Consider the following 11,851-nt stretch of genomic DNA (forward strand, 5'->3'; position numbering starts at 1 on the left):
AAGCCTATGGATTAAAAAATGAGCTATTCAAAATTAATGCTAACTAAAATTAAACCTAGATGAAAAATTATTTAATAACTCCCAAAACCAGCTGGTTACTAAAGGCATGCTTCCTTTGTATGGCCATGCTTTGTTTTGCTCATGTAGAAGCTGCTACATGTGAACAAAATGATATGGTTACCGCAAATTTTGAAAATATTGAATTAAAAAAGGTCTTTGAAAAAATAACCCAATCCAATGGTTATAATTTCTTCTATGAGGCTTCGGAAATCAATATTGACAAAAGAGTTTCCATAAGTGTGACTAATACCTGTATCGACAAATTTTTACAGGAACTGTTTTCGGACATGGATTTGAATCATCAAATTGTCGCAAAACAGATTGTTATCAAACCTAAAAAGGTTTCAACCAAAAACGAGAAAATAAAAGAAAAGTCCATTGAAAAACAACAGGCCACCATTACCGGTACAGTGCTGGATGATAATGGCGTTCCTTTACTTGGAGCGACAATTGCGGTTAAAGGCACCAATGTTGGGACCATTACCGATTTTGATGGAAAATTTGAACTTTCAATACCAGAAGGAGCTACAACCTTAACCGTATCCTATATTGGTTTTAGATCAAAAGATGTTGAAATTGGATCTAATACCAACCTCACTATTAATTTAGAACCAGATGCAGCACAATTGGATGAGGTAATTGTAGTTGGATATGGTACACTGGCTAAAAAGAGGGTAACTGGATCTGTTATATCAATTGCGTCAGAAGCTATTGTCGAAGTACCTGCATTGTCTCCTGAGGCCGCAATAATTGGTCAAGTTGCCGGTGTACAAGTCCAAGAAGTGTCTGGAGAACCAGGAGCTGCGCCAAACATAAGAGTTAGGGGTTCAGGTTCTATTTCCGCTGGTAATGACCCGCTATTTGTTATAGATGGTATTCCTATCTCTAGAAATCTCACAACTTCAACAATAGGAGGCGTATCAAGAAGACGGGCCGCTTTTCAACCACCACCGGTAAACCCGTTGGCTACATTGAACCCTAACGACATTGAGTCCATCCAAGTACTTAAAGATGCATCCGCAGCGGCTATTTATGGTTCACGTGGTGGAAATGGAGTCCTTTTGATCACAACAAAAAAGGGATCTTCAACAGAAAAAGGAAGGTTTTCTTTTGATTCCTTTTTCAGCATTCAAAATGTGGCAAACGAAATTGATTTAATGAACGCACAAGAACTTATTGCTTTCACTACTGATGCCAGAAACAACAATTATCTCTCATCGGTAGATGGAGCATCCATTAACGATCCTATTGGCGATGGAGATAGAGGTAATACTAATTTTGAATTACCGGAATCGTTCATTAATTGGGACGGTACGGATACGGATTGGCAAGATGTGATTTTTCAAACGGGAATAACGCAGAGTTATAATTTTTCCTATGCATCTCCAATACAGAACAAAACGAGCTTTTTTGCTTCCGCCAGTTATTTTAGTCAGGAGGGGATTTTAGATAAATCCAATTTTGACAGGTATAACATGATGCTGAATTTAAATTCTCAATTGACGGATAAGCTAAATCTTGATTTAAGAGTTGCTCCAACGATAACTGAAAACCAAAGAGTTCCTGCTTCGGCTCCATACTTTGCGCGCCCTCCTGGGGTTGTTTATTCGGCAATAGTACATTCCCCAACCGTCGCTCCGTATAATGCAGATGGCACGGTCAATCAGTTGAACAACCAATCGTATTTGGGCGGAGGTACTACCACTGCAAGTAATCCTTTGGCCATTTTAAATGCAATAGATGACGAAATTTTTCAATTTCAAACTCGAGCTTCGTTAGCCTTGTCTTATGACATTTTACCTGAGCTTACATTTAGAACTTTTGGAGGAACCTATATAAACCTGTTCAATCAAGATTTCTTTAGGGGAAACACACTTTTGTACAGAAATGCGAGTGAAGGTGAATCATATGCCCAAGCAACATCTTCTACCGAGACGAACTGGGTTTGGGAAAATACATTGAACTGGGAAAAGGAGTTTGGTGATCACTTCTTTAATGCAGTTTTAGGATATACCGCTCAAAGAGACAATATTACCATAAAGGAAGTATTGGCGGATAACTTTCCAGACGATTTAGTCACTACCATCAGTGGAGGTCAGGTATTTGCGGGTAATTCAATTCAAGAACAATGGACACTTGCTTCAGCACTGTTCAGAATGAATTATAGTTACAAGGACAAATACTTGTTTACAGGTACCATTCGTTCAGATAAGTCTTCGCGTTTTGGTTCTAATAACCAAACTGGTTATTTTCCATCATTTTCTGCAGGATGGCGTTTGAATGAAGAAGATATTTTTAATTCAATAGAAGCCATTTCTGAACTTAAACTTAGATTTAGCTGGGGAGAAACAGGGAATTTTGAAATACCTAATTATGGTGCAATAGGCCTACTTTCTCCAGACAACTACAATTTAGGTGGAAATGAAATAAATGGTTTGGTACAATCCACAATTCCCAATCCTGAATTGACTTGGGAAAAATCACAACAAACTAATATTGGACTGGAATTGGGCTTGTTTGATAATAGAGTGTTCTTGTTAGCAGACTATTACAATACCAAAACTTCAGACTTGTTGTTGAATGTTAGTATATCTGGAGTGTCCGGTTTTCAAACAACCTTGCAGAACCTAGGAGAAGTTGAAAACAAAGGATTTGAAATTGCTTTGAGGACAAAGAATTTTGTTGGCGATTTTACATGGGATACGGACTTTAACCTTTCCACGAATAAAAATGAGGTAATATCATTAAATGAAAATAATGAGCCTATTTTCTCTGCAGGTAGTGCGGGGGTAAGGCATGTCACTAGGGTAGGTGATCCAATTGGAAGTTATTTTGGTTATGTTGTTGACGGTATTTATCAAAGTCAAGCAGAAATTGATGCCGCTCCAGTTGACACGCAAGCACCAGATGCTTCTCCGGGAGATTTTAGATTTAAGGATGTAGATGGTGACGGTGAAATAACCCCAGATGATAGAACTGTTACCGGTAGTTATTTTCCTGATTTTACTTGGGGTATCAATAACAGGTTTACGTTTAAAGGATTGGATTTCAGCTTTCTTATTCAAGGAGTAGAAGGGAATGAAATTTTGAACCTTACTTCTAGGCACTTGAAAAATGGAGAGGCAAACTTTAATTCCTATGCTGTTTTTAATAATAGGTGGCGTTCAGCTTCAGAGCCAGGAAATGGAAGTATTCCAAGAGCGGATAGACAAACCGGAAACCATGGTAATAACAATAGGCCTTCTTCATTTCAAGTAGAGGATGGCTCTTTTATTCGATTACGAAATGTTACCTTAGGATATTCATTACCTACAGATAAACTTTTTGGGAATAGTATCAACAGATTAAGGTTTTACGTTACTGGAACCAATTTGTTTACGATTACAGATTACTTAGGGTATAACCCAGAGGTCAGTAATATTTCTAACAATAGTTTAACCCCAGGAGAAGATTATGGAGCTTATCCGTTGACCAAATCCATTACAATGGGTGTCAATCTGACCTTTTAATTTAAAACTGTAAAAGATGAAAAAAATAATCATAATACTAATAACGCTGTGTATTACATCAGCTTGTAGTGAGGACTTTACGGAATTAGCACCAATTTCAAATCGAAATGAAGCTGACTTCTTCAACACAGCCGATGACTTTGTTGCATCTCTTAACGCGAGTTATGCAGGATTGCAAGAGCCAGGAGTTTACGGAAGAGCGTATTGGACCATGTTTGAAATGCGTTCCGATAATACGGATCAAGGCCCAGATGCTACGGGTTTGGCAAGACAGTTTACCGAGATCAATGCATTTACGGAAGATCCCTTGAATGAACAGGTAGATATTGCCTGGGGAGGTTCCTATAGGGTAATTGCCAATTGCAATGTTATTTTGGATCGGATAGAGCCGATAGAAATAGATGCTTCTTTGAAGAATAGAATTATTGGTGAAGCCATTTTTCTTAGATCCTTAATGTATTACCACTTGGCAGTTGCCTTTGGTAACATTCCGCTGCAACTAACCCCGTTTGTACCTGGTGACGAGCTTGTTCAAGTAGATGCAAATACAATCTATGCACAATTGGTCACAGACCTTGCAACTGCAGAAGCCAATCTACCGGTTTCACATTCTTCCAGCGATGTGGGTAGGGCCACAAAAGGAGCTGCTGCAACACTATTGGCAAAAGTGTTATTGACAATAGGGCAGGATTCGGATGCAGCAACTGTATTGCGCAGGATCATTAGCGATTACAATTATGCATTAGTACCAAATTATGCGGATTTATGGGGCGCTTCAAATGAAAATAATGTTGAATCAATTTTTGAAGTACAGTTCATAAGCGGAGGTATTGGCCAAGGGAGTGCATTTACAAATGATTTCTCACCAAGTTCAGATTTGCAAACAGGACAGGGTTTTGGAAGAAATAGACCAACTGCAACCTTGGAAAATGCATATGAGGTAGGTGATTTAAGGTTTGAACCCTCTATGGGAACCGAATGGATCAATGTAGATGCAGAAGTTGTAGTTCAGAACTATGTTAGAAAGTATGAAAGTGATCCACCTACTGAAAATGATTCAGACGTGAACTTTGTAGTCTTCAGATATGCAGATGTATTGTTAATGCTTGCAGAAGCGCTAGGAGAGACCACAGAGAGTTACGGATTAATAAATCAGGTGCGGACCAGGGCAGGATTGGGCAATATAGATGCAGCTACTCCTGGTACTTTTGAAGAAAAACTTTTGAATGAAAGACAGGTTGAACTTGCTTTTGAAAATCATCGTTGGCCAGATCTAAAAAGATTTGGGGTCGTTGCCCAAAAATTGTTGGAGGCAGAACCGGATGTTATTGAAGCAAGTGCAATAAGAAACTTGTTCTTTATCCCACAAAGGGAAATGGATATTAATACCAATTTCATACAGAATGACGATTAATTTTAAGTTTGTTATTTGAGTTTGTTTAGTTATCCCCGGTATCAGAGTTTACCTGCTTATGTTTATTGTTAAAATTTTGAACTCAAATAAGTAATTTGTACTATAAATTATCAGTATAAAACATTTAAATAAAGAACTATAAAATGAAAAATATATTATTGATTATATGCTTGTGTATAGGATTTTTAGTCCAAGCGCAGGAAAAAAAAGTATTGAATATCATTGCCATTGGAGCCCATCCGGATGATTGCGATTCTAAGTTTGGAGGAACGGCCGCACTATTTGCCAAAATGGGGCATAAAGTGAAGTTTGTGGCATTGACCAATGGAGATGCAGGGCATCAAAATATGGGCGGAGGTGTACTAGGTAAACGAAGACGTGCCGAGGCAAAAAAGGCAGCCGAGATTTTGGGCATTGAATATGATGTATTGGACAACCACGATGCGGAGTTGATTCCAACACTTAATGTTAGGCATCAAGTGATCAGAAAAATCCGTGAGTGGAATGCTGATATTGTTTTGGGTCTGCGGCCAAACGATTACCATCCTGATCATAGAAATGCGGGTATTGCCGTTCAAGACGCTGCATACTTGGTAATAGTGCCCAATGTTACTCCAGATACTCCACCTTTAAAAAAGAACCCCGTTTTCATTTATATGAAGGATAATTTTCAAAAACCATATCCATTTTCAAAAGATATAGCGGTGGTTGTTGATGAAGTTATAGATACAAAGGTAAAAGCTTTGGCTGCGCATGATTCCCAAATGTTCGAATGGCTGCCATGGGTGAGCGGTGCAGATATGAGTCAAGTTCCAACTGGTGAAGCTGAGCGAATTAATTGGCTTAAACAAAGATGGGCCAGAGAAAAAACTTGGGATGCAACAGAAGCAAGTGCAATAAAAAAATGGTACCCAAATATGACTGCTTCCAATGCCAAACATGTTGAATTCTTTGAAATATGCGAATATGGAAAACAACCAACGGATGAGGAAATAAAAGAACTCTTTCCTATGCTAGGTAAAAAATAATTTCAACCAATTAAACCAACAGCACCAATGGCCAGTGAAAAAACAACCTCAAAAAGATATTACCATATTATAGCTTTGGTAATGCTGATATTTTTTGTAATATCTTTTATAACCAACATACTAAATTCTATAATTGTTGATGTAAAGAACAGCTTTGACCTTAGTCTAACGCTGACAGGATTATTGCCCTTTGCTTTTTTTATCGCATATGGCGTAATGTCCATTCCCGCAGGGTTTTTATCCGAAAAGTTTAGTGATAAAACTTTGCTGTCATTGTCATTTCTTTTTATGGCATTGGCCTCAATAGGTTTTACTTTCTTTCCTAGTTATGTGGTATTTAGTATAACACTGTTTGCACTGGGTTCTTGTATGGCAGTTTTACAGGTTATTATTAATCCAATGCTCAGGGTTGCCGGGGGAGAGGAACATTTTGCGTTCAACTCTGTTTTGGCGCAGTTGGTTTTTGGCTTGGCTTCTTTTTTAAGTCCTTTTTTGTACAAATACATAGTTGATACGGATTCGAATGAATTTGGATTTGCCGGTTATATAAGAGAATTGGTTCCTGAAGACTTACCATGGGTGGGGCTGTATATGATTTTTTCAATAATTGCTGTTATACTGTTGGCTGTTGTATTTTTTACAAAATATCCGAAATATGAAAAGAATGAAGACGAGGTAGCTGGTGATTCGAGTTCATATTTAAGTCTTTTAAAGAACAAATGGACCATACTGTTTTTCCTGGGGATTTTTTGCTATGTGGGAACCGAGCAAGGTGTAGGTAATTGGATATCGCAATTCCTTAACCAATATCACGGTTTAGATGCTCAGACAATCGGTGCGGATACAGTAGCATATTTTTGGGCAATGTTAACGGTTGGTTGTTTACTGGGCCTACTGTTATTAAAAATTATGGATAGTAGAAAACTTCTGATTGGAGCCACAACTATTACCATGGTTTTTTTGGTTCTGGCTCTTACAGGAAGTGCTAAAGTTGCTCTTTTTTCATTTCCAGCAATAGGTTTCTTTATCTCAGTAATGTGGTCGGTAATTTTTTCTCTAGCGCTTAACTCTGTTAAGGAAAATCATGGGTCGCTTTCAGGAATATTATGCACTGGAATTGCAGGTGGAGCAGTAATCCCATTTTTGGTGGGAGCTTTGGGTGAAATCTCAAGCCTTAAAACAGGAATGTTCTTTTTGCTCGTTCCCTTGGCTTTTGTATTATCCATTGGTTTCTGGGCAAACCCTTTGGTTAACAATAAAACGATTCAATTAAAAGGTAAGCCAAACAAGTAATTAAGATTATGAAAGTTATTGGGGTGGATATTGGCGGCACCACGATCAATGCTGGTATTGTGAAAGATGGGTCAGTTACAGATCAATCTTTGGTGCGTGTTGACAAGGAAGATTCAGAAAAACAGACAGTTGAACGCTTGTTCAATTGTGTTGATGAATTGATTGCCGGCGACATAGAAGCCATTGGTATAGGCGTGCCCGCTGTTGTAGATTCGTCTAAAGGTATTGTGTATGACGTGCAGAACATACCTTCTTGGAAAGAAGTTCATTTAGCAGATATCTTACAAAAGAGATATAATATTCCAGTTAGCATTAATAATGATGCCAATTGTTTTGCAATGGGTGAAAAGCTTTATGGAAAAGGAAAGAATCACCAAAATTTTGTTGGACTCTCTATTGGAACAGGTTTGGGAATGGGAATAATAATCAACAATGAAATTTACAATGGGGTATTATCAGGAGCAGGAGAGATTGGCATGATCGAATATAAAGAGGGTATTTTAGAACAGTATACGAGCAGTTTCTTTTTCGCAAATAATTACGGATTAAGTGCAAAAGAGATTCATGATAAGGCAAGGCAAGGTGAAGATAAGGCCTTAGCTGCTTTTTTAGAATTTGGCTCACACTTGGGACAGTCAATCAATACAATTTTATACCTGTTGGCCCCAGAAGCAATTATCCTTGGAGGTTCAATAAGCAAAGCGTATCCCTTTTTTAAAGAATCCTTGTATCAAAAAGTAAGTTCGTTTGCTTATCCAGAGCAAATAAAAAAATTAAAAATAGTAACGTCGGAATTGGCTGAATCGGCCATTTTGGGAGCAGCAAGTTTGTGCTTTCAAAAAGTTGAGGTATAGAAGAATAACCATTCCGAAGCACTGTTTCACCCTTTGGGGAATACAGTGACAAATAAAAAGCATAAAATGAAAAACACATTACTGGTATTATTGGTTTGCATGGGTCTTAAGGTGTTTGCAGTTGAAACAAAAAAGCTAAATATTACCATTGAAAACAATGTGGAAGGAGCTCCAATTACCATTGGCATTCCTTTTCCCAAGGGTGAACTATATTCTGTGGGCAATATTAGGTTGTTGAACTCAAAAGGAAAAGAAATAGCCTGTCAGACAACAGAAGTAACTTCATGGGAGCCTGCTGATGAAAGCATAAAATGGATATGGGTATTCTTTTTTTCTGAAATAGCATCAGACTATACTCTTGAATATGGTGAAGGCGTAGAACCAATGAGGTCTAAAGAAAGGATAGTCTCTACAAACAATATGAGGCCTAGAGGGGGTATTAAAGTGAATACAGGCCCATTATCGTTTTCTATAAACAAGTTAGGAAACGGATTTCTGGATGAGGTTTATCTTGATTCTGACCAAAATGGCAAATTTGAAGATGATGAGCTTGTAGCCTCCGCGCCAGAAAACAAAAGGGGAACCTTCCTTGATATATTGGATGATTCTGGGATTGATGCTTCCAAAGCAATCATAAATGAAGTTTTTAGGGAAAAAGGTTCAGGTCCCATGCATATGATTTTTAGGGTGGAGGGGACCTACATGTATGGGAGGGAGGATAATAACCTGTCACCATTTACTATTAGATTGCACGCTTATGCTGGAAAGACATATGTGAAAGTTTTGCATACATTGACATACACTGGTGTTCCAGACAAACATAAAATACAGGAAGGGGAACATGCAAATATTGCTACCCAGAACAAAAAAATTCTATCAGAAGATACTGCGGATGACCCAGGGTGGACACAACCAAATGATCAGATAGCAGCTTGCGGTCTGCAGCTTAAATATCACCTTGGTGATGAGGCGGAGGTTTCTTTACCTGTTTATAGCGGAAATTGGGATTCTAAATCCCAAGAGGAAGAAATTAAGAGAATTGATTTTGATGGAAATAAAAAAATCAGCCTTTTGCAAAAAGGTCCAGAAAGAAATAATGGTGCAAGCCTAAGAAGTTTATATATGGGGAAATCCAAAGACGGGAAAAACGGAGATGTACCCAAGGGCGAGGAATCATTGTTCAAAGCGTTTGTAGCAAAAGGCGAACAAGTTGTGAGCCAAACACAAAGGGCAAAAGGTTGGATCAATGTTGCTGATGGCGTAAAAGGAATTAGTGTTGGGATTAAGAATTTTTTAAAAGAATATCCCAAGGGAATTGAAGTTGACCCCGGCTCCAAGATGCTCTTAGGAAACATCTGGCCGTTAGAAAATGGACCTATGAGCTTTGCTCGTGACAATACGGAGATGGACGGTCAAATGTTGGACAATTTTGCTCAGGGAATTACTAAAACCACGGAGTTTCTCTATTATTTTCACGACAATCAATCCAATAATGCTATAAATCAAAAAATGGAGTATGTGCTCAATAGCCCAATAGCCCATGCGTCGCCAGAATGGTATTCAAATTCTAAGGTCTATGGTAACATGGCACCGTTTTCAAGCAAGTATCCCCAATTTGAAAACGCACTGCAGTACAAATACGATTGGTGGTCATTTAATCAAAATAATGAGCCATGGTACGGAATGTTTGATTATGGCGATGGAAAAACCTATTTCTATAACAAGAAGTGGTTTCAATGGACAAATAATGAACCGACCATTGATTTTATGCTATGGACGAATTTTATGAGAACTGGAGATGCAAAATATTTTCATATGGCACAAGCCATGAGCAGACATACCATGGATGTGGACAATATTCATTGGCCCAAAAAGAGGGATTATCTGGGACAGATAAATGATGCCATCGATTTTTGGGACTATAGAGAAGAACCAGAATCAACACCATATTTGGGAATTGGCAGAAGACATGCCAATGAACACTGGTACGCCCTGCTTAGCGCCCATGTCTGGATTCAAGGGTGGATTGCTTCCTATTACATCAGTGGTGACCATCGGGCCTTAGAGGTCGCTAAAATGACGGGCGATACATATTTAAAGCGTATTTGGGGCGAGCACGATTTAAGAGGAAGAAGGTTGTACTTGTCCGTACTCAACCTAGTTGAGCTATACGATGCCACCAAACTTGAAAAATATAAGAAAGAGTTGGATGAAAGAGTTGGACTGATGCTTCAGTTACAAGAAGAGCAGGGGGGGAATTTGTTGTTGGATAGATACGGTTATAGCCAAACTTATGTTGCACAAGGCTTGTATAAATACTACCAGATTACGGGTAAAAAAGAAATAAAGAAGGCTCTTTTGAACCATGCATATTGGATAAGGGATGTACCCCCGTTAAATCATGAAATGGAATCGTACCTGGCTACCATTTATCCTTTGTTGATAGGCTATGAGTTCAGTGGACACAAAGCATTTTTTGAAGAAGCAATAATTCGGGCTGAACTGCTCGAGGTGGGCAGATTGCCTAAAGACGGCGGGGAGTACGATACCGTGGATTCCTATAATGAGGCATTGCTAAAAGTATCCAATCTTCCAAAGAGCGCCGGACGTTTTACCAATTGGGAGATTAACCAAGGTCTAAGGGTTTTTGGTTGGACACACGCCTATAACATTCCATATTTAATTTATTGGCTTAACGATCGAGATTCAAAAAAATAGATGTGTTGGAGATAATTATTTAGGACTTTTCTAAAATAATGGACTAAAGAAAAGTTAGCTATTCTTTAAAACTATTGGCTTCTTTAAATTCATCACTTTTGTTCATTAGGTATTCCCAAACTTCAAAGGAATTTGCCATGTTTGATACGTGGGCAAAATCTTTTTGGGACAGACAGAAAGTGAGAAAACCATCAATATGTTCAAGAGGAATTCCAGATTCTTCTGATATGTTCTTTTTTGAAAACATTTGGATAATTTCATTTTCCATTTTGATGTTTTTATCCCTTGAAACCATATCTTTTAGTGTCTTTGTCCTACCAGAAATGTAATTAAGTGTTTTATGCACGTTTATGTCAATGTATAGACCAACAATTGGGAAAAAGAAAAGAGTATCCAACTGAACACCCCCTTTGACAAACTTTCCTCTATCTGCTTCTAAAAGTAATCTTTCGGTATGCGTCATCACTGGAACATTTGAATTGGGCAGCTTTAAGGATGAAGCAGTGGTGATTGGTTTAACTTCAATTCTTTTCATATCAAGGTCAACGTTTCCTGTCAAATTATACGGCATGACAGTTACCTCATCCAATTTGACGATATTATCCACTAAATGAATGAGCATCATATTGGTATTCAAAATGGTATTTGTCACCATAATTTTTTTCGTTAAGTATTGAACTGCAGTAAATTGTATGGAGTCATTTAGTTTTACTTCAAGGGAAAATATTCCTTCATTATTGGTAATTGTAGTTTTTTTAGTGGTTAAATTAATAACCAATACGTCTGAGACATCATTGCTCAAACTCTGAACCTTTCCGGTTAAGTTCACAATCTTTTCTTGACCAAATCCGGAATGCGAAACAGAGAAAAATAGTATTAAAATAGGAGTTAGTAATCGTAGTCTTATTTTCATACGCGATTTATGCAATGACATAAAGCTATACTTTCATTCTTTGTTTATTCTTAAAGAGCATA

Annotated in this window: 7 protein-coding genes; 6 read left to right on the forward strand and 1 reads right to left on the reverse strand. The window is 38.0% G+C overall.

Features of this window, described 5'->3' with window-relative positions; translation table 11 throughout:
• The first annotated feature begins 59 nt into the window (after positions 1-59).
• The 6 genes from DKG77_RS15360 (at position 60) to DKG77_RS15385 (ending at position 10,876) form a co-directional block, all read left to right on the forward strand.
• Complete coding sequence (locus DKG77_RS15360; protein ID WP_109664905.1) at positions 60-3,569, forward strand: TonB-dependent receptor; 3,510 nt, start codon at positions 60-62, stop codon at positions 3,567-3,569.
• A 16-nt stretch (positions 3,570-3,585) separates the two neighbouring features.
• A complete protein-coding gene (locus tag DKG77_RS15365; RefSeq protein ID WP_109664908.1) occupies positions 3,586-4,983 on the forward strand; it encodes a RagB/SusD family nutrient uptake outer membrane protein in 1,398 nt (465 codons plus the stop codon).
• Positions 4,984-5,126: 143 nt separating this feature from the next.
• Positions 5,127-6,011: a PIG-L deacetylase family protein gene (locus DKG77_RS15370; protein ID WP_109664910.1), complete on the forward strand. Its 885-nt coding sequence runs from the start codon at positions 5,127-5,129 to the stop codon at positions 6,009-6,011.
• Positions 6,012-6,038: 27 nt separating this feature from the next.
• Positions 6,039-7,304 carry an MFS transporter gene (locus DKG77_RS15375; RefSeq protein ID WP_109664913.1) on the forward strand — a complete coding sequence of 422 codons (1,266 nt, stop codon included), beginning with the start codon at positions 6,039-6,041 and terminating at the stop codon, positions 7,302-7,304.
• Between the two features lie 8 nt (positions 7,305-7,312).
• On the forward strand, positions 7,313-8,158 hold the full coding sequence (locus tag DKG77_RS15380) for an ROK family protein (protein WP_109664915.1): 846 nt from the start codon (positions 7,313-7,315) through the stop codon (positions 8,156-8,158).
• Between the two features lie 66 nt (positions 8,159-8,224).
• Complete coding sequence (locus tag DKG77_RS15385; protein ID WP_109664918.1) at positions 8,225-10,876, forward strand: exo-rhamnogalacturonan lyase family protein; 2,652 nt, start codon at positions 8,225-8,227, stop codon at positions 10,874-10,876.
• Positions 10,877-10,934: 58 nt separating this feature from the next.
• Here DKG77_RS15385 and DKG77_RS15390 read toward each other — a convergent pair whose 3' ends face one another.
• The gene (locus DKG77_RS15390) at positions 10,935-11,789 is read right to left on the reverse strand and encodes a hypothetical protein (protein ID WP_109664920.1); all 855 of its coding nucleotides are present in this window, start codon (positions 11,787-11,789) and stop codon (positions 10,935-10,937) included.
• Positions 11,790-11,851 lie beyond the last annotated feature (62 nt).

Source organism: Flagellimonas aquimarina, assembly GCF_003149745.1.
GTDB lineage: Bacteria > Bacteroidota > Bacteroidia > Flavobacteriales > Flavobacteriaceae > Flagellimonas > Flagellimonas aquimarina.

What these genes read in the sequence shown, in the direction of transcription:
- DKG77_RS15380 (WP_109664915.1), top strand. Translation starts at nt 7,313, where the DNA reads ATGAAAGTTATTGGGGTGGATATTGGCGGCACCACGATCAATGCTGGT.
- DKG77_RS15370 (WP_109664910.1), top strand. Translation starts at nt 5,127, where the DNA reads ATGAAAAATATATTATTGATTATATGCTTGTGTATAGGATTTTTAGTC.
- DKG77_RS15360 (WP_109664905.1), top strand. Translation starts at nt 60, where the DNA reads ATGAAAAATTATTTAATAACTCCCAAAACCAGCTGGTTACTAAAGGCA.
- DKG77_RS15390 (WP_109664920.1), bottom strand. Translation starts at nt 11,789, where the DNA reads ATGAAAATAAGACTACGATTACTAACTCCTATTTTAATACTATTTTTC.
- DKG77_RS15385 (WP_109664918.1), top strand. Translation starts at nt 8,225, where the DNA reads ATGAAAAACACATTACTGGTATTATTGGTTTGCATGGGTCTTAAGGTG.
- DKG77_RS15365 (WP_109664908.1), top strand. Translation starts at nt 3,586, where the DNA reads ATGAAAAAAATAATCATAATACTAATAACGCTGTGTATTACATCAGCT.
- DKG77_RS15375 (WP_109664913.1), top strand. Translation starts at nt 6,039, where the DNA reads ATGGCCAGTGAAAAAACAACCTCAAAAAGATATTACCATATTATAGCT.